Source organism: Klebsiella sp. 10-1 (genome assembly GCF_009758445.1).
Classification (GTDB): domain Bacteria; phylum Pseudomonadota; class Gammaproteobacteria; order Enterobacterales; family Enterobacteriaceae; genus Klebsiella; species Klebsiella scottii.
In genome coordinates this window covers 203,735-221,956 of record NZ_WQRE01000007.1, presented here as the reverse complement: position 1 = coordinate 221,956, position 18,222 = coordinate 203,735, and the positions used below count along the sequence as shown (strand labels likewise).

The 18,222-nt window shown below is 59.2% G+C and carries 19 protein-coding genes; 12 read left to right on the top strand and 7 right to left on the bottom strand.

The window, feature by feature from the left end:
- Window positions 1–41: 41 nt before the first annotated feature.
- Entirely contained in the window at window positions 42–941 is a 900-nt protein-coding gene (gene nhaR, locus GO007_RS22680; RefSeq protein WP_095103885.1) for a transcriptional activator NhaR, read from the top strand.
- A gap of 72 nt (window positions 942–1,013) precedes the next feature.
- Here nhaR and rpsT read toward each other — a convergent pair whose 3' ends face one another.
- Window positions 1,014–1,277, bottom strand: a complete 264-nt coding sequence (gene rpsT, locus GO007_RS22675; RefSeq protein WP_003018940.1) for a 30S ribosomal protein S20 — start codon at window positions 1,275–1,277, stop codon at window positions 1,014–1,016.
- Window positions 1,278–1,607: 330 nt separating this feature from the next.
- Between rpsT and ribF the strand changes: the two genes are divergently transcribed.
- From ribF to rihC, 6 genes are all read left to right on the top strand, one after another.
- Window positions 1,608–2,546 carry a bifunctional riboflavin kinase/FAD synthetase gene (ribF, locus tag GO007_RS22665; RefSeq protein WP_095103883.1) on the top strand — a complete coding sequence of 313 codons (939 nt, stop codon included), beginning with the start codon at window positions 1,608–1,610 and terminating at the stop codon, window positions 2,544–2,546.
- Window positions 2,547–2,590: 44 nt separating this feature from the next.
- Window positions 2,591–5,407, top strand: a complete 2,817-nt coding sequence (ileS, locus tag GO007_RS22660; RefSeq protein ID WP_095104111.1) for an isoleucine--tRNA ligase — start codon at window positions 2,591–2,593, stop codon at window positions 5,405–5,407.
- Window positions 5,407–5,904 (top strand): signal peptidase II, encoded by a 498-nt coding sequence (gene lspA, locus GO007_RS22655; protein WP_041143982.1) that lies wholly within the window; start codon window positions 5,407–5,409, stop codon window positions 5,902–5,904. The genes ileS and lspA overlap by 1 nt, the downstream gene beginning before the upstream one ends.
- A gap of 105 nt (window positions 5,905–6,009) precedes the next feature.
- Window positions 6,010–6,459, top strand: a complete 450-nt coding sequence (gene fkpB / locus GO007_RS22650) for an FKBP-type peptidyl-prolyl cis-trans isomerase (RefSeq protein WP_045860016.1) — start codon at window positions 6,010–6,012, stop codon at window positions 6,457–6,459.
- 1 nt (window position 6,460) lies between these two features.
- Window positions 6,461–7,411, top strand: a complete 951-nt coding sequence (gene ispH, locus GO007_RS22645; protein ID WP_095103881.1) for a 4-hydroxy-3-methylbut-2-enyl diphosphate reductase — start codon at window positions 6,461–6,463, stop codon at window positions 7,409–7,411.
- Window positions 7,412–7,476: 65 nt separating this feature from the next.
- Window positions 7,477–8,391, top strand: coding sequence for a ribonucleoside hydrolase RihC (gene rihC, locus GO007_RS22640; RefSeq protein WP_095103879.1), 915 nt, complete (start codon window positions 7,477–7,479; stop codon window positions 8,389–8,391).
- Between the two features lie 4 nt (window positions 8,392–8,395).
- On the opposite strand, the gene GO007_RS22635 is transcribed toward rihC, so the two are convergent.
- Complete coding sequence (locus GO007_RS22635) at window positions 8,396–9,298, bottom strand: LysR family transcriptional regulator (protein ID WP_095103877.1); 903 nt, start codon at window positions 9,296–9,298, stop codon at window positions 8,396–8,398.
- Window positions 9,299–9,390: 92 nt separating this feature from the next.
- On the opposite strand from GO007_RS22635, the gene GO007_RS22630 reads away from it, so the two are divergent.
- The 3 genes from GO007_RS22630 (at window position 9,391) to GO007_RS22620 (ending at window position 11,474) form a co-directional block, all read left to right on the top strand.
- Entirely contained in the window at window positions 9,391–10,020 is a 630-nt protein-coding gene (locus tag GO007_RS22630; RefSeq protein WP_095103875.1) for an alanyl-tRNA editing protein, read from the top strand.
- Between the two features lie 115 nt (window positions 10,021–10,135).
- Window positions 10,136–10,699: a glucose-6-phosphate isomerase family protein gene (locus GO007_RS22625; RefSeq protein WP_095103873.1), complete on the top strand. Its 564-nt coding sequence runs from the start codon at window positions 10,136–10,138 to the stop codon at window positions 10,697–10,699.
- A complete protein-coding gene (locus GO007_RS22620; RefSeq protein ID WP_095103871.1) occupies window positions 10,692–11,474 on the top strand; it encodes a glucose-6-phosphate isomerase family protein in 783 nt (260 codons plus the stop codon). Before GO007_RS22625 ends, GO007_RS22620 begins: the two co-directional genes overlap by 8 nt.
- 82 nt (window positions 11,475–11,556) lie before the next feature.
- On the opposite strand, the gene GO007_RS22615 is transcribed toward GO007_RS22620, so the two are convergent.
- Genes GO007_RS22615 through GO007_RS22595 form a run of 5 tightly spaced genes read right to left on the bottom strand, consistent with a single transcriptional unit; the run spans window position 11,557 to window position 15,868 of the window.
- The gene (locus GO007_RS22615) at window positions 11,557–12,375 is read right to left on the bottom strand and encodes a PTS system mannose/fructose/sorbose family transporter subunit IID (RefSeq protein WP_095103869.1); all 819 of its coding nucleotides are present in this window, start codon (window positions 12,373–12,375) and stop codon (window positions 11,557–11,559) included.
- A complete protein-coding gene (locus GO007_RS22610) occupies window positions 12,375–13,172 on the bottom strand; it encodes a PTS mannose/fructose/sorbose/N-acetylgalactosamine transporter subunit IIC (protein ID WP_095103867.1) in 798 nt (265 codons plus the stop codon). The genes GO007_RS22615 and GO007_RS22610 overlap by 1 nt, the downstream gene beginning before the upstream one ends.
- Before the next feature lie 10 nt (window positions 13,173–13,182).
- Entirely contained in the window at window positions 13,183–13,677 is a 495-nt protein-coding gene (locus tag GO007_RS22605) for a PTS sugar transporter subunit IIB (RefSeq protein ID WP_095103865.1), read from the bottom strand.
- A gap of 12 nt (window positions 13,678–13,689) precedes the next feature.
- On the bottom strand, window positions 13,690–14,118 hold the full coding sequence (locus GO007_RS22600; RefSeq protein ID WP_095103863.1) for a PTS sugar transporter subunit IIA: 429 nt from the start codon (window positions 14,116–14,118) through the stop codon (window positions 13,690–13,692).
- A gap of 4 nt (window positions 14,119–14,122) precedes the next feature.
- Window positions 14,123–15,868: a class I mannose-6-phosphate isomerase gene (locus GO007_RS22595; RefSeq protein ID WP_095103861.1), complete on the bottom strand. Its 1,746-nt coding sequence runs from the start codon at window positions 15,866–15,868 to the stop codon at window positions 14,123–14,125.
- Window positions 15,869–16,057: 189 nt separating this feature from the next.
- Between GO007_RS22595 and GO007_RS22590 the strand changes: the two genes are divergently transcribed.
- Together GO007_RS22590 and dapB are read left to right on the top strand one after the other, a co-directional pair.
- Window positions 16,058–17,092 carry a LacI family DNA-binding transcriptional regulator gene (locus GO007_RS22590; protein ID WP_095103859.1) on the top strand — a complete coding sequence of 345 codons (1,035 nt, stop codon included), beginning with the start codon at window positions 16,058–16,060 and terminating at the stop codon, window positions 17,090–17,092.
- A gap of 207 nt (window positions 17,093–17,299) precedes the next feature.
- Window positions 17,300–18,121, top strand: coding sequence for a 4-hydroxy-tetrahydrodipicolinate reductase (gene dapB / locus GO007_RS22585; protein WP_095103857.1), 822 nt, complete (start codon window positions 17,300–17,302; stop codon window positions 18,119–18,121).
- Window positions 18,122–18,222 lie beyond the last annotated feature (101 nt).

The following is an 18,222-nucleotide window of genomic DNA, read 5'->3' as shown; positions in this document are numbered from 1 at the left end:
AGCCCGCAGAGGCTCTCCAGGACATTATCAGGGAGAGAAGCATGTCGCATATTAATTACAACCATCTGTACTACTTCTGGCACGTGTACAAGGAAGGCTCCGTTGTCGGGGCGGCGGAAGCGCTATTTCTGACGCCGCAGACCATCACCGGACAAATTAAAGCGCTTGAAGAACGCCTGCAGGGCAAGCTGTTTAAGCGTAAGGGCAGGGGGCTGGAGCCGAGCGAGCTGGGTGAACTGGTGTTCCGCTATGCCGACCGCATGTTTACGCTAAGCCAGGAGATGCTGGATATCGTCAACTATCGCAAGGAGTCCAATCTGCTGTTCGACGTCGGCGTGGCGGATGCGCTCTCGAAGCGGCTGGTGAGCGGCGTGCTGGATGCCGCGGTGGTTGAGGATGAGCAGATCCACCTGCGCTGCTTTGAATCGACCCACGAGATGCTGCTGGAGCAGCTGAGCCAGCATAAGCTCGATATGATTATCTCCGACTGCCCCATCGACTCAACCCAGCAGGAGGGGCTGTTTTCGGTGCGCATCGGCGAATGCAGCGTGAGCTTCTGGTGTATGAATCCGCCGCCGGAGAAACCGTTTCCCGCCTGCCTTGAGGAGCGTCGCCTGCTGATCCCCGGCAGACGTTCGATGCTAGGCCGCAAGCTGCTGAACTGGTTTAATTCGCAGGGGCTCAAGGTTGAGATCCTCGGGGAGTTTGATGACGCGGCGCTGATGAAGGCGTTCGGTGCGGCGCACAATGCGATTTTTGTCGCCCCGACGCTCTACGCGCATGATTTCTACCATGACGAGTCGATCATTGAGATTGGCCGGATGGAGAACGTGATGGAGGAGTATCACGCCATCTTTGCCGAGCGCATGATCCAGCATCCGGCGGTACAGCGTATCTGCAACCGCGACTACTCGGCGCTCTTTACCTCGCCGCAGCGCTGACGGTCGGCAGATTTCAGGCATAAAAAAACCCGCTTTCGCGGGTTTTTCTACAAAGCGATAACAAGCAGGCTATTAAGCCAGTTTGTTGATCTGAGCGGTCAGGTTTGCTTTATGACGCGCAGCTTTGTTTTTGTGGATCAGACCTTTAGCAGCCTGACGGTCCACGATTGGTTGCATTTCGTTAAATGCTTTCAGTGCAGTAGCTTTGTCGCCAGCTTCGATGGCTGCGTATACTTTCTTGATGAAAGTACGCATCATAGAGCGACGGCTAGCGTTGTGCTTGCGGGCCTTTTCAGACTGAACGGCGCGCTTCTTAGCTGATTTGATATTAGCCAAGGTCCAACTCCCAAATGTGTTCTATATGGACAATTCAAAGGCCGAGGAGAATGCCCGTTTAGCCTTCTTTTGTCAATGGATTTGTGCAAATAAGCGGCGCTTAAAACAACGACGCTTTATTACGTAGTGATGGCGCAAGATTCTACCAGCTTGTTGCGGGCGAATACAGCCTTTCCACCATAAAAATCGACGGGCGCGCGTAGTTTTCCCCGCGTTCCAGCGCTGAGTTGATGAATTCTCGGGATCTTTCAACGAAGAGGTGCAATCGCTGGTTAACGTCGCCAGTTGTACAAGGTATACTCGGACGATTTTCACTGTTTTGAGCCAGACATGAAGCTGATACGCGGCATACATAATCTCAGCCAGGCCCCGCGCGGGTGCGTGCTGACCATTGGTAATTTTGACGGTGTGCATCGCGGGCATCAGGCGCTGCTGCAGCGCTTGCGCGCAGAGGGCCGCCAGCGTGGCTTACCGGTGGTGGTGATGATTTTCGAACCGCAGCCGCTGGAGCTGTTTGCCGCCGATAAGGCGCCCGCGCGCCTGACGCGCCTGCGTGAAAAGCTGCGCTATTTGGCTGAAAGCGGCGTCGACTACGTGCTGTGCGTGCGGTTCGACCGACGCTTTGCCGCCCTGACCGCTCAGGACTTTATCAGCGAACTGCTGGTCCGCCGCCTGGGCGTGCAGTTCCTTGCCGTGGGCGATGATTTCCGCTTTGGCGCTGGTCGTCAGGGGGATTTCTTGTTATTACAGAAAGCCGGAGTGGAGTTTGGGTTTGACATAACCAGCACCCAGACTTTCTGTGAAGGCGGCGTACGCATCAGCAGCACCGCGGTGCGGCAGGCGCTGGCGGATGACGATCTTGCCCTGGCAGAAACCCTGCTGGGCCATCCGTTTACCATCTCCGGGCGCGTGGTGCACGGCGATGAGCTGGGGCGCACCATTGGCTTCCCGACGGCGAATTTACCGCTGCGTCGTCAGGTTTCCCCGGTTAAAGGGGTCTATGCGGTAGAAGTGACGGGGCTTGGCGACAAACCTTTGCCGGGTGTCGCCAATATTGGCACTCGCCCAACGGTCGCCGGCGTGCGTCAACAGCTGGAAGTACATCTGTTGGACGTTGTAATGGACCTCTACGGTCGCCATATAGATGTAATACTGCGTAAAAAAATACGTAACGAACAGCGGTTTGCGTCGCTCGATGAGCTGAAGGCGCAAATTGCACGTGATGAGTTAACGGCCCGCGAGCTTTTTGGGCTGACCAGCCAGGCATAAACCTGTTGGTGTTTATCAAACCGAAATACGGAACCGAGAATCTGATGAGTGACTATAAATCCACCCTGAATTTGCCGGAAACAGGGTTCCCGATGCGTGGCGATCTCGCCAAACGCGAACCGGGAATGCTGGCGCGTTGGACCGATGATGATCTGTACGGCATCATCCGTGCGGCGAAAAAAGGCAAAAAAACCTTCATTCTGCATGATGGCCCTCCTTATGCGAATGGCAGCATTCATATTGGTCACTCGGTTAACAAGATTCTGAAAGACATTATCGTTAAGTCCAAAGGGCTGACGGGCTATGATTCTCCCTACGTTCCGGGTTGGGACTGCCACGGTCTGCCGATCGAGCTGAAAGTGGAGCAGGAATACGGCAAACCGGGCGAGAAGTTCACCGCTGCCGAGTTCCGCGCTAAGTGCCGCGAATACGCCGCGACCCAGGTTGACGGCCAGCGTAAAGACTTTATCCGTCTTGGCGTGCTGGGCGACTGGTCGCGTCCGTATCTGACCATGGATTTCAAAACTGAAGCCAATATCATCCGCGCGCTGGGTAAAATCATCGGCAACGGCCACCTGCACAAAGGCGCGAAGCCGGTGCACTGGTGCGTAGACTGCCGTTCCGCGCTGGCGGAAGCGGAAGTTGAGTATTACGACAAAACCTCCCCGTCTATCGACGTGGCGTTCCACGCGGTCGATAAAGCGGCGGTGCTGGCGAAATTCGGCGTTGCCGACGTCAGCGGCCCGGTTTCCCTGGTTATCTGGACCACCACGCCGTGGACCCTGCCGGCTAACCGCGCCATCTCCCTGTCGCCGGAATTCGACTATGCGCTGGTGCAGGTTGAAGGCCAGGCGCTGATCCTGGCGAAAGACCTGGTTGAAAGCGTGATGAAGCGTACGGGCATCGCGGATTACACCATCCTTGCGGTGATCAACGGCGCTGAGCTGGAGCTGATGCGCTTTAAGCATCCGTTCCTCGACTTCGACGTTCCGGCGATCCTCGGCGACCACGTTACCCTCGATGCGGGTACCGGCGCGGTGCATACCGCCGGCGGCCACGGCCCTGACGACTACACCATCAGCCAGAAATATGGTCTGGAAATCGCCAATCCGGTGGGTCCGGACGGCGCCTACCTGCCAGGAACCTATCCGTCGCTGGACGGTATCAACGTCTTCAAAGCTAACGACATCATCGTTGAGCTGCTGCGTGACAGCGGCGCGCTGCTGCACGTTGAAAAAATGCAGCACAGCTATCCGTGCTGCTGGCGCCACAAGTCGCCGATCATCTTCCGCGCCACGCCGCAGTGGTTCGTCAGCATGGATCAGAAAGGCCTGCGCGCGCAGTCGCTGAAAGAGATTAAAGGCGTGCAGTGGATCCCGGACTGGGGCCAGGCGCGTATCGAATCGATGGTTGCCAACCGTCCTGACTGGTGTATTTCTCGTCAGCGTACCTGGGGCGTGCCGATGTCCCTGTTTGTGCATAAAGAGACCCAGGAGCTGCATCCGCGCACCCTGGAGCTGATGGAAGAAGTGGCGAAGCGCGTTGAGGTTGACGGTATTCAGGCGTGGTGGGATCTCGACTCCCGCGACATCCTCGGTGCCGATGCCGACAGCTACGAGAAAGTGCCGGATACCCTCGACGTGTGGTTCGACTCCGGCTCTACCCACTCCTCGGTGGTTGACGTGCGTCCGGAGTTTTCCGGTCACGCCGCCGATATGTATCTGGAAGGTTCCGACCAGCACCGCGGCTGGTTTATGTCCTCGCTGATGATCTCCACGGCGATGAAGGGCAAAGCGCCGTATCGTCAGGTGCTGACCCACGGCTTTACCGTTGATGGCCAGGGCCGCAAGATGTCCAAATCCATCGGCAATACCGTCTCTCCGCAGGACGTGATGAACAAGCTGGGCGCGGATATCCTGCGTCTGTGGGTGGCTTCCACCGACTATACCGGCGAAATGGCGGTCTCCGATGAGATCCTCAAACGCGCCGCCGACAGCTATCGTCGTATCCGTAACACCGCGCGCTTCCTGCTGGCGAACCTTAATGGCTTCGACCCGCTGACCGACATGGTGAAACCGGAAGAGATGGTGGTTCTGGATCGCTGGGCGGTGAGCTGCGCGAAAGCGGCGCAGGAAGATATCCTCAAAGCCTACGAGTCCTACGATTTCCACGAAGTGGTGCAGCGCCTGATGCGCTTCTGCTCCATCGAGATGGGTTCGTTCTACCTCGACATCATCAAAGACCGCCAGTACACCGCGAAAGCGGACAGCGTGGCGCGTCGCAGCTGCCAGACCGCGCTGTTCCACATCGTGGAAGCGCTGGTGCGCTGGATGGCGCCGATCATGTCCTTCACCGCCGACGAAATCTGGGGCTACCTGCCGGGTTCCCGCGAGAAATACGTCTTCACCGGCGAGTGGTATGAAGGCCTGTTTGGCCTGGCTGACGACGAAGCGATGAACGATGGCTTCTGGGACGAACTGCTGAAAGTGCGCGGCGAAGTCAACAAGGTTATCGAGCAGGCTCGTGCAGACAAGCTGGTGGGCGGCTCTCTTGAGGCGGCGGTCACGCTGTATGCGGATAGCGAGCTGGCGGCGAAGCTGAATGCGCTGAGCGATGAATTACGCTTTGTCCTGTTAACCTCCGGGGCGAACGTTGCCGACTATGCGCAGGCGCCGGCTGATGCCTGGCAGAGCGAGCTGCTGAAGGGGCTGAAGGTTGTGCTGAGCAAAGCGGAAGGCGATAAGTGCCCACGCTGCTGGCACTACACCAGCGACGTCGGCAAGGTGGCGGAACACGCGGAAATCTGCGGTCGCTGTGTCAGCAACGTCGCCGGTGACGGCGAACAACGTAAGTTTGCCTGATGAGTAAATCTGTTTGTTCGACCGGGCTACGCTGGCTTTGGGTCGTCGTAGCCGTGCTGATTATCGATCTGGGCAGCAAATTCCTGATCCTCCAGAACTTCGCTCTGGGGGATACGGTAGCGCTGTTCCCATCGCTGAACCTGCACTATGCGCGCAACTACGGCGCGGCCTTTAGCTTCCTCGCCGATAGCGGCGGCTGGCAGCGCTGGTTCTTTGCGGGGATCGCCCTCGGCATCTGCGTGATTCTGACGGTGCTGATGTACCGCTCGAAGGCGACGCAGAAGCTGAATAACATCGCCTACGCGCTGATTATTGGCGGGGCGTTAGGCAACCTGTTTGACCGGCTGTGGCATGGTTTTGTCGTCGATATGATTGATTTCTACGTCGGTGAGTGGCATTTCGCCACCTTCAACCTGGCCGATACCGCCATTTGTATCGGCGCGGCGCTGATTGTGCTGGAGGGCTTTTTGCCCGGCGCTGCGAAGAAAACCGCGTAATCCTTGCCGGGTGGCGTTTACGCCGGCCCGGCCTACATTATAAGCGTACCCCGCCAGCTGTCTTGCCGGCGGGGTACACACAGAACCAACTTAGAGCAAACCTGCATGTCAAACTCTGTACAGAGCAACAGCGGAGTGCTGGTGCACTTCACGCTGAAACTTGATGATGGCTCCACCGCGGAATCTACGCGCAATAACGGCAAGCCGGCGCTGTTCCGTCTCGGCGATGCTTCGCTCTCCGAGGGGCTCGAACAGCACCTTCTGGGGCTGAAGGCGGGGGATAAAACCAACTTCTCCCTTGAGCCTGATGCCGCGTTTGGCGTACCCAGCCCGGACCTGATTCAGTACTTCTCCCGCCGCGAATTTATCGATGCGGGCGAACCGGAAATCGGCGCAATTATGCTCTTTACCGCAATGGATGGCAGCGAAATGCCCGGCGTGATTCGGGAAGTTAACGGCGATTCCATCACCGTTGATTTCAACCATCCGCTGGCCGGGCGCACCGTTCATTTTGATATTGAAGTGCTGGAAGTCGATCCGGCGCTGGAGGAGTAAAATGCAGATCCTGTTGGCTAACCCGCGCGGCTTCTGCGCCGGCGTTGACCGCGCTATCAGCATTGTCGAAAACGCGCTGACGCTGTACGGCGCGCCGATCTATGTTCGTCATGAGGTGGTGCATAACCGCTATGTGGTCGATAGCCTGCGCAAGCGCGGCGCTATTTTTATCGAGCAAATCGGTGAAGTGCCGGACGGCGCGATCCTGATTTTCTCCGCTCACGGCGTCTCGCAGGTGGTACGCAACGAAGCGAAAAACCGCGATCTGACGGTTTTCGATGCCACCTGTCCGCTGGTGACTAAGGTCCATATGGAAGTGGCTCGCGCCAGCCGCCGCGGCGAAGAGTCGATTCTGATCGGTCACGCCGGCCACCCGGAAGTTGAGGGGACGATGGGCCAGTACAGCAACCCGCAGGGGGGCATGTATCTGGTGGAGTCGCCGGACGACGTCTGGACGCTGGAGGTGAAAAACGACGCCAGGCTGTCGTTCATGACCCAGACCACGCTCTCCGTTGATGACACCTCTGACGTCATTGACGCCCTGCGCGAGCGCTTCCCGAAAATTGTCGGGCCGCGTAAAGATGATATTTGCTACGCCACCACCAATCGCCAGGAAGCGGTACGCGCGCTGGCGGAGCAGGCGGACGTGGTGCTGGTGGTGGGGTCGAAGAACTCCTCCAACTCCAACCGTCTGGCCGAACTCGCACAGCGCATGGGGAAAGCGGCGTATCTGATCGATGATGCGACCGATATCCAGGAGCCGTGGGTCAAAGCGGCCAAATGCGTAGGCGTGACCGCCGGCGCATCGGCGCCGGATGTCCTGGTACAGAACGTGATCGCTCGCCTGCAGGAGCTGGGCGGCGGCGAAGCGGTGCCGCTGGAAGGACGCGAAGAGAATATCGTATTTGAAGTTCCCAAAGAGCTGCGGGTCGATGTCCGTGAAGTAGAATAAGTTCTTTGCGCCGTCAGTATGCGAAGATGCCAGACTTAACGTCTGGCATTTTTTTTGGAGAGTTTATGCGCTTACCGATCGTTCTTGATACCGATCCCGGCATTGATGATGCGGCGGCGATCGCCGCCGCGCTGTTCGCGCCCGAGCTGGATCTGCAGCTGATGACCACGGTGGCCGGCAACGTGTCGGTAGAAAAAACCACCCGCAATGCGCTGCAGCTGCTGCATTTCTGGAACGCCGACGTACCGCTGGCCCAGGGAGCCTCAATGCCCCTGCTGCGCCCGCTGCGCGATGCGGCCTCCGTGCACGGTGAGTCGGGGATGGAGGGGTATGAGTTTGTCGAGCATCGCTGCCAGCCGCTGCCGAAACCGGCGTTTCAGGCCATTCGCGATGCGCTGATGCATGCCCCGGAGCCGATGACGCTGGTGGCCATTGGCCCGCTGACCAACATTGCGCTGCTGCTGACGCAGTATCCGGAGTGTCGGTTTAACATTCGTCGTCTGGTCATTATGGGCGGGTCCGCCGGGCGAGGTAACTTCACCCCCAATGCGGAGTTCAACATTGCCATCGATCCGGAAGCCGCGGCCAAAGTGTTTCAGAGCGGGCTGGAGATTGTGATGTGCGGACTGGACGTCACGAATCAGGCCATGCTCGCGCCGGAGTACCTCGCCACGCTGCCGACGCTGAACAGGACCGGGAAAATGCTCCACGCGCTGTTCAGCCACTACCGCAGCGGCAGCATGGAGAGCGGGCTGCGCATGCATGACCTGTGCGCCATCGCCTGGCTGGTTCGCCCCGAGCTGTTTACCCTTAAATCGTGCTTTGTGGCGGTCGAAACGCAGGGGAGCTGGACGGCGGGCACCACGGTCGTTGATATCGAAGGCCGCCTTGGCCAGCCGGCTAACGCCAGCGTGGCGCTGGATCTGGACGTGGCAGGCTTCCAGCGCTGGGTAGCAGAAGTTCTGGCGCTGGCGCCATAGCCGTTTAGCGGCGATAAATTTTCTCGCTGAGATAGTCAATCATGGCCCGCATTCTGGCGGGCATATGCTTATTGCCCGCCCACAGCAGCCAAAGCTGGCCGGAATAGCTGCTGATAAACTCCCACTCAGCCAGCACCTGCACGATCTCCCCGCGCTCCAGCGCTTCGCGGGCGGTAAACAGCGGCAGGCTGCCAATGCCTAAATTCTGCTTCACCGCATCCAGCCGCACGGCGGTGTGGTTGGCGGCGTAGCGTCCTCGGGTCTGAACGGTCTCTGTTTTTCCTTCACGACGAAATTTCCAGCGCGCATCGGCGGGCGTTTCGCCGAGGCTGATGCAGCTATGGGCGCGCAGATCCTGCGGATTTTGCGGCGCGCCGTGCTGCTGTAAATAGTGCGGGGTGGCGCAGATCACGTGGCTGACCGGCATCAGCGGCTTGCCGTGGAGCCCCGGCGAAGGAGAATGGGTGATACGCAGCGCCAGATCGATACCATCATCAATCAGGTCAAGATAGCGATCTTCGAGACGCAGGCAGACATCGACCTGCGGAAAGCGGGTCAGAAACTCCGTCATCAGCGGATGGATAACAAACCGCCCGACGGCCTTCGGCACGCTGAGCGTCAGCTTGCCTTGCGCCACCTGCTGAGTGCTGCCGGCGGCATCCATCGCCAGGCGCGCGGCTTCCAGCATCTCCAGCGCATGGGCGTAAACCGTCTTTCCGGCATCGCTCAGGCGGAGTTTGCGCGTGGAGCGGTGCAGCAGCTTGCTGCCCATCTCCTGTTCAAGGCGCGAGACGCTGCGGCTGACCGCGGAGGGCGTGGTTCCCGAAAGCCGGGCGACCGCGGAAAAGCTGCCCTGCTCGACGATTTGCACGAAGAGGGCTAAATCGGGAAGTAAGCTTAAATTCATTTGTGCCCTCTAAGCAAAGGTGCATTGACGGATGACGGGATTATCTCTGTGCGTATTATCAATATACTGTGCGCAAAGAGAGGAGAACAACCATGACTGAACGTCTTTATTACACCAGCGATGCCACCGAAGGGCGCGCACGGGTGGTGAGCTGCGCGGCGCAGGCCGATGGCCGCTACGCAATCGAGCTGGACCGGACGCTGTTTCATCCGCAGGGCGGCGGGCAGCCGGCGGATCGCGGCTGGATAGCGGATATCGCCGTTGACGGCGTGACGGCGTTTGGCGACAGCATTCTGCACCTTGTCCCGCAGCCGCTGGCCCTGGGCGAGGTGGCGATGCGGATTGATGCCGCAGCGCGGCATCAGCATGCCCGCCTGCACTCCGCAGGCCACCTGATTGGCCTGGCGGGAGAGCAGTGCGGCTGGCAGCCGACGAAAGCCCATCACTGGCCCGGAGAGGGGCGGATTACCTTCACTTCAGGCGCTAACGCGGCCCTGCCGGAGGCCGGCGCTCTGCAGGCAAAGGTTGCCGGCTGGCGGGCGGAAAACCTGCCGCGCCATATCTCCGTGGCCGACGGGCTGCGCAGGGTGGGGTTTGGTTCACTGCCTGCCTATCCCTGCGGCGGTACCCACGTTGCCAGCCTCTCTGAGCTGGGCGAGGTGGTGATAACTCAGGTGAAAATGAAAAAGGGCCAGCTGATCGTGAGCTACATGCTGGCGTGAAGGTACATTTGCGGTGCCGGCTGTGACATCCGCTACAAAGTCATCCGCTCGCCCTTGGGTTAATCGATTAATCTGCTAAGCTGATTGTGCTGTTCTCCTTGGGCCGGAGACAAATATGAATCCTTTCTTTTTCCAGCCACCGCAGGTGGCGTGGGCCAGCGGCCTGTTTTCCGACGGCCCGATGCTGCGCAAGTCGACGCGTATTCAGGATCTGGTCGGCGTTTTTGCCGATGAGCGAACCCGTCTGACGATGGCGGGCGATCTCGTGGTGTACGAAGTCGAAATGCTGGAGACCTCCTCCGCACCGGGCGAGCTCTATACCGGCGTAACCCATCTCCAACCCGGCAAAGTCGGGGATGAATTTTTTATGACCCGCGGGCACTTTCACGCCCGCCGCGAGCAGGGCGAAGTCTACTTCGGCCTGCGCGGCGGCGGCCTGCTGCTGCTGCAAAACGAGCGCCGGGAAACCCGTCTGGAGAAGGTATTCGCCGGCTCGGTGCACGTTATCCCCGGCTATACCGCCCACCGGTTAATTAACACCGGCAGCGATATTCTGTCGGCGCTGGCGGTCTGGCCTTCCGCAGCGGGGCATGACTACGCGGCGTTGGGCAGCGGCTTCAGGCTGCGGGTCGTGGAGGAGAACCAGACGATTCAGGCAAAGGAGGTGCAGAATGGCTGACTCCGCCCGCGCCTGGGGCCTGGATATGACGATTCACCAGAACCCTCCTGGTTTTAGCTACGGCAATGACGTGACCGGGCCGATGCCGGAGATCCGTCGCCTCGATGAGATCCGCGCCTCGCTGCGCGATCCGCACTGTGAAGGGCCGGATGAGGTCTATGCGATCACGATGGACGTGGCGCGCATGCAGGATCGCGATGAGCTGAAAAAGCGCATGCTGCTGTTTGGCGTCGTGACCTACGCCGCCGGAAGGCTGGGGGAAGAGCCGGTGCGCAGCCAGGGCCATATTCATCGTGTCAGCCAGCACAGCGGCTGGTCGCCGCCGGAGCTGTATGAAATCTGGCAGGGGAGGGCGATTATCTATATGCAGGAGCGGGTGGAGGACGACCCGGGCCGCTGCTTTGCGGTGATTGCCGAACCCGGTGATAAGGTGCTGGTGCCGCCGGGGTGGGGGCACGCGACAATTTCCGCCGATCCCGAGGTGCCGCTGACCTTCGGCGCCTGGTGCGATCGGGAGTACGGCTTTGAATATGATGCCGTGCGGGCGCATAAGGGGCTGGCGTGGTACCCGCTGCTGCAGGATAACCACGTTATCTGGCAGCATAATTCACGCTATCTTCCCGGCCGCCTGCAGGCGATTACGCCGCGCCGGTACGTGGAGTTTGGCATCACCTCAGCGCCGATTTATCAGCAATTTATCGACGATCCCGCCCGCCTGCAGTTTATCTCCAGTCCCGACAGGACGGCGGAGCTGTGGCACAACTTTCATCCATAAAAAACCGGGGCACGATGCCCCGGTTCAGATATTGGCGCTACAGGCGGCGACCCCGGCCTGCAAACCGGGGTCGCGTTCGCGGCTAGCCGGCAAACAGACCGCTGGCGACGCCTGCCGCAGCCAGCACCAGCAGCATGACCATCGCCTTCACCGGCGAAACGCCGCGCTTCGCCATTAAATACCAGGTCCCCAGCACCACTACCAGCGGCAGGAGCTGCGGGAATATGCCGTCCAGCATCTGCTGCACGTGGATATTGACGCCATCGCGGGTAATGAACTCCAGCCCGGTTCCCAGCTTCACGTAGCTCGCCGCGACGCCGCCCATCACGAAGACGCCGAGCAGCGACAGGGCCTCGCGCAGGCGGGTGGAGCGGCTGCTGACCAGCATCTCCACCGAGCCGGAGCCCATTTTGTAGCCTTTTAAAAACAGGAACCACGAGCCGGGGATAATAATCGCCAGCCAGGCGACGATATAAAACAGCGGCCCGAGGACGTTGCCGCCCGCCGCCAGCGCCATGCCGATACTCAGCAGAATAGGGATCAGCATTCCCGGGATCATCGAGTCGCCGATCCCGGCGATCGGCCCCATCAGGCCAACCTTCAGGGTGTTGATCGTCTCACCGTCGATGGGCTCGCCATTGGCTTTTTTCTCTTCCAGTCCGAGCACCATCCCGTTAACGATCGCGCCGATCTGCGGCTCGGTATTGTAGAAGGAGGCGTGGCGGCGCAGCATTTCAGTGCGCTGGGCCGCGTCCGGATAGAGCTTTTTCGCCACCGGCAGCATGCTCAGGCAGAAGCCGAACGACTCCAGGCGCTCAAAGCTCATCGACGAGAGGTTGTGCATCATCCACGCCCGCCAGCAGCGGCGAAGATCTTTACGGTTCAGGGTACGTTCTTCCATCAGAATTCATCCTCATCATCGACGGCCGGCTTGCTGCCCGCGGCCTGCTGCGGTTCCGGCTTATAGTTGTAGTGGATCAGCGCCAGCAGCGAGCCCACGATCACCAGCGCGACCATGTTGAGCTTTAAAAAGACGATGCAGACGAACCCGACGAGAAAATAGATCAGCATGGTGTAGTTCTTGATGATCTGTTTAAGCAGAATCGCGATCCCCACCGCCGGCAGAATGCCGCCCAGCACGTTCATCGTCGCGAGCACGATTTTCGGCAGGCTGTCCATAAAGCCGCTGATGTACTGGGCGCCAAAATAGACCGCAATAAAGGTGGGAACAAAACGCAGAATGAAGTTACTGACCTGCGGCCAGATCGCGCTGTTCAGATAAATACCGCGCTCATCGCCGCGCTCCAGCGCCACGTCGGCGCGGTGGTTCCAGAAGGAGTTCAGCACCATCATCGCATTGAACAAAATCGTGCCGGCGATACCGATAGTCGCCGCCAGCGCCACCGCGACTTCCGGTCCTTTACCCGACAAAATACCCAGCGCAATCGCCGGCCAGGCGACGAAGTTGAGGTCGGCGGGCATTGAGCCGCCCGGCGTCACCATGGCGATATACACCGCCTGGACCGCAACGCCTATCACGATCCCGGTCTTCAGGTCGCCTAAAATCAGGCCGACCAGCATGCCGGAGACCAGCGGCCGGGTAATCAGATACCAGCCGCCGGTCAGGCCTAAAAGCCAGGGGCTGCTGAGGGCCCCCAGATAGCAAAGAATGCCAATCAGCGTAGCTTCGATAATCATCATCCGCTCCTTATTTCAGCTTCTGCCGCGCGTCCTGCCAGCTGTAGCAGCTGGCATCCGGCACCAGACGGAATTCAACGTGATGCCCGCGCTGCACCAGCCAGTCAAAGGCGGCGATCTCGGCGGCGTTAACCGACTGATTCGGCCCAATGGTGGTGGTATCGGCGCGGGCGCTCATCGGGCCAACGTTGATTTTACCGTTGGCATTTTTCAGGCTGATCCCCGCCGCTTCCAGGCGCTGTAAGGTGACCGGGGATTTGCCTATCACGAAATAGCGTTTCTCGCTGGCGATGACTTTGGGTAACTTTTCAATGGCCGTGGCGGTGTCGAACAGCCAGACCTTGAGGTCCTGCACGGCGCCTTTCATCACCGATGAGAGGAGCGGGTCGGCCGCGACGGCGTCGTCAATCGCCACGATACCGTCGCAGGGCAGCTCTTTGGCCCAGCGCGTCACGAGCTGCCCATGGATCACCCGGTCGTCAATACGTACAAAAGAGATACTCATAAGCGTTTTCCTCTAAAAATCATCTGGCTGAACGGCTAAAACCGGGGAGGCTTTAATCAGGGTTGGTACGGTTAACGCCAGCAGCCGTTCGGCAGCGGCGTGGACATCCGTCAGGTGGCGAATCTCTTCACACTGCAGCAGCATCGGGAAATTCACCCCCGCCAGTACGGCGACGGGGGGCGTTGTCTGCGCAGAGAAAGCGTGCAGGCAGGCGACGTTCCACGGCGTTCCGCTTTGCATATCGCACAGCACCAGTACGCCGTCGGCCTGCTGCCCGGCGCCGTCCAGCGCGCGGGCAAAATCCTGCTTAAAGCCTTCGATGCCCGCCTGCTCGTCGAGGGTGACGGTTGAGATATACGGCAGCTCGCCGTAAACCATCCGCCCGCTGGCCAGCAGGGCGTCAGCCAGCGGGCCGTGAGTGGCAACAATAACGTTAATCATGACCTTATCCTCTTACCCAGGCTTTGATGGTGGCTATCTGCTGTCCGCTGCCTTGACCCGCCGGCGAAATACGGTACTCCCCGACGGCGGCCGGAATGATAAAGGTCTCGGCGTAGTGCACGGTGAAGGGGGCAAAGGCGCCGCTCGGGCTGTCGACCACGGCTTCTGCTCCCTCTACCAGGTTCAGAACGTTAACCCCGCCGTGGGTATGGTGCGTGACCGGCGCGCGGAACCAGTGGCGGCGGGTTTCGATAAACTCGCGCTCGTGCATTCCCGTCCGCTCCTCCCGCCAGCCTTCACCTTCGGCAATGGGCTCAATGCGGTTAACCAGGTTGTCGTTGACCCACTGCGTATCGCGCTGCCAGTCAATAACCTGTTCGCCGTGCTGCAGATGCACCGGGCGAGGCAATCCGTCTAAACCTAAACGCCCCCAGTCCCAGAGCTTGAAGGTGAAAATATACGGCGTCGCGCTGATTTCGAGCACCATTGTGCCGCGTCCTGAACAGTGCACCGTACCGGCAGGGATAAGAAAGTGATCGTGCTTACGCGCCGGGATTTGGTTAACGAAGCGCCGATCGTCGAAGGCCTTTTCGCCGCGGCCGGCGGCCTGCAGATCGGCAAGCATTTCCTGCGGTTTGATCCCCGTCTGAGTCCCCAGGTAGACGACGGCTTCCGGCTCCGCCTCGAGGATGTAGTAGCTCTCATCCTGGGTGTAGTGCATACCAAACTGCTGCTGGATATATTCGGTTATCGGATGAACCTGGAAACTCAGGTTTTGCCCGCCGATGGTGTCGAGAAAATCAAACCGGATCGGGAACTCGGCGCCGAAGCGGGCGTGTACCTTTTCACCCAGCAGCGCGCGTGGGTGCAGCAGCACCAGGTCCTGGGAGGGGATCTCGATCCGTACGTCACCAAAACGCAGTAACAGGCTGTTTTCCTCGGGCACGCAATCAAAACACCACGCGTAGTTGGCGGCCGTAGGATCGAGATCGAATCGTTGCTTCATCCACTGCCCGCCCCAGACGCCGGGATCGAAGAAAGGGGCGACGCGGAACGGCTGGGTGGTGGTCTGCTGTAGCCCGGCGCGCAGCGCTTCGCCGCTGACCAGAGCCGGGGCATTTTTTACCGTGGTATCAAGCAAAAAATCGGCGCGTTTGAGCAGCGGCACCTTATGCCGATCGAAGACGCGCCATTCAATGAAAAAGGCGCGCTTGTAGCGGCGGAGGATATCTTCATCCTGATTATCCGCCCCCCAGTTCCCCAGGCCGCTATGGCGCATGCGCTGCTGGATCTCCCAGCGCGGCATGTCGGCGTACACCAGCAGATCGCCGGGATGAACCAGCGCCGCGCCGGGCCCATAGATGACCACGACGCCCTCGCTGACGGCCGCGATCTGCTGGCGCAGGCTATTCAGCTTTTCGGGGGCAAAAAATTCGTCAAGATGGTGACAGGAAAGCACGCCGAACACGCGGTCGTCGGTAAGATTGCGCGCCAGCAGGGCGTGGATTGCCTGCTCGTCGCGGCGAGCGGACTCTACGTTAAGCGTCAGCGCGCCGCCGAGCCCCGGCAGCAGATGCTGTTCCAGCTCTTCCAGCCGCACGCCCGGATAGCAATCGACAACCAGCACGGTTCTCGCGGCCGCCGACGTCCTGGCGCTAAGCGCGGTACGGATGGACTCCCAGCCCTGCCAGGCGTGGTCGTCATAGCCCCGAATCGCAACCTCAGGGTATTTGTTATAGGTCGTTTGCATTTTCACTCTCCATATTGGCTAAATGAAGATTAATCGATTAACCTTGTTTTGGCAGTGTGGTTAACGCGATTAACCCGCCATAATCGACAAGTCAGGGGGCGAAATGGCCTTTAATGTGAAGGCAGTCACAGGGAAAAATACAAAATACAGGTTATTCGATTAACCTGTGGCGAATAAACGGGAGGGGTGATGACGACAGTGACGCTGGCGCAGGTGGCGGAAAGAGCAGGGGTATCGACGGCGACCGTTTCGATGGTGCTGCGTAACCGGGGGCGGATTTCACAGGCCACGCGCGAAAGGGTACTCAAGGCGCTGGATGACGCGGGTTATGTCTACAACCAGACCGCCGCCAATCTACGCAACCGCAGCAGTAATCAGGTCGGGCTGCTGCTGCACGATATTACTAACCCCTTTTATGGCGAGATGACGGCGGGCCTGAGCCATGAAATGGAGCGGCACGATCTGCTGCTGTTTCTGGCTAACAGCGAAGAGTCGGGGGAACGCCAGCAAAAATTTGTCGATTCGCTGATGCGTAATAACGCCTGCGGCATGGTGCTGTGCGCCGCGCGGGAGACGCCGACCTCATTTTTTGAAGCCCTGAAACGGCGCAATATTCCGGCCATTATGGTGGTTCGCCCGCTCAACGATCCGGATTTTGATTTCGTCGGCACCGACAACTTCCTTGGCACCCAGATGGCGACGCGGCATTTGCTAAAAATGGGCCACCAGAATATTGCCTTTATCGGCGGTAGCCCGAGTTCAGGCACCCGGGCGCAGCGCATTGGCGGCTTTACCAGCACGCTGCTGGAAAGCGGGATCTCGCCCAATCCGCAGTGGATTGTTACCGCGCAGGCCAGCCAGATTGAGGGTGCGAAGGTGGCGGAGGATCTGCTGTCCCGCTATCCGGAGATTACGGCGGCGGTCTGCTATCAGGATATCGTGGCGCTGGGGGTGATGCAGGCTCTGCGCAAAACGGGCCGTGAACCGGGGCGGGATTTCGCGCTGGTGGGCTTCGATGATATTACCGAAGCGGCGCTGGTACAGCCGGCGCTGACCACCGTATCGGTGGCGGCGAAAGAGATCGGCCGTAAAGCGGGGGAGCTGTTGTATAGCCGTATTCAGGGTAATGATGAGCCGCCGAAACGGATTATCCTGCCGCCGGCGCTGGTCATCCGTGAATCATGCGGATTTCGCCGGGAAGAGTCAGCGATATCAGGCCGTTAGCGGCGTGTTTCGCGCGCTATCTGCTGGCGAAGCGGCGCTTTAGCGCGACGATATCTCTCCTTCGTACGATGACAAACATATAGTTTTTACTGATATCGACCGCGGTTTGTCATAAATTTCTAATTATCGGCGTTTTTGAGTAGCGGCCCATCGATGGGCTGGTTACTCTGAAAACAATTTACGTAAAGTTAACAAAAGAGAATAGCTATGCATGATGCACAAATCCGCGTGGCCATCGCGGGCGCGGGCGGCCGGATGGGACGCCAGTTAATTCAGGCGGTACAGCAGATGGACGGCGTGGCGCTTGGCGCGGCGCTGGAGCGCGATGGCTCCTCCCTGATCGGCAGCGACGCCGGCGAACTGGCGGGCGCAGGCAACATGGGCGTCACGGTGCAAAGCAGCCTGACGGCGGTCAAAGATGATTTTGATGTGCTGATCGATTTCACCCGCCCGGAAGGGACGCTGACCCACCTCGCATTCTGCCGCGAGCACGGTAAAGGGATGGTGATCGGCACCACCGGTTTTGATGACGCGGGGAAACAGGCCATTCGCGATGCGGCGCAGGAGATTGCTATCGTCTTTGCGGCCAATTTCAGCGTCGGCGTCAACGTACTGCTCAAGCTGCTGGAAAAGGCGGCGAAGGTGATGGGCGACTACACTGATATTGAAATTATTGAAGCGCACCATCGGCATAAAGTGGATGCCCCGTCGGGGACCGCGCTGGCGATGGGCGAGGCGATTGCCGGTGCGCTGAACAAAGATCTGAAAGATTGCGCGGTCTACAGTCGTGAAGGCTACACCGGCGAACGCGTTCCGGGAACGATCGGCTTTGCCACGGTGCGCGCGGGGGATATCGTCGGCGAACATACGGCGATGTTCGCCGATATTGGCGAACGTATTGAGATCAGCCATAAGGCATCAAGCCGGATGACCTTTGCCAACGGCGCGGTTCGCTCGGCATTATGGATGAAAGGCAAGAAAAGCGGTCTCTTTGATATGCGTGACGTCCTTGAACTGAACTCTTTATAAGGTTTATTACCCATCGTGATGTGGTTATGGCATTCAATAAGTAATTGATTGCAGAGGGCAATGTTTTATTGCCCTTTTTATTTTTTACGGATTTTTCTGTC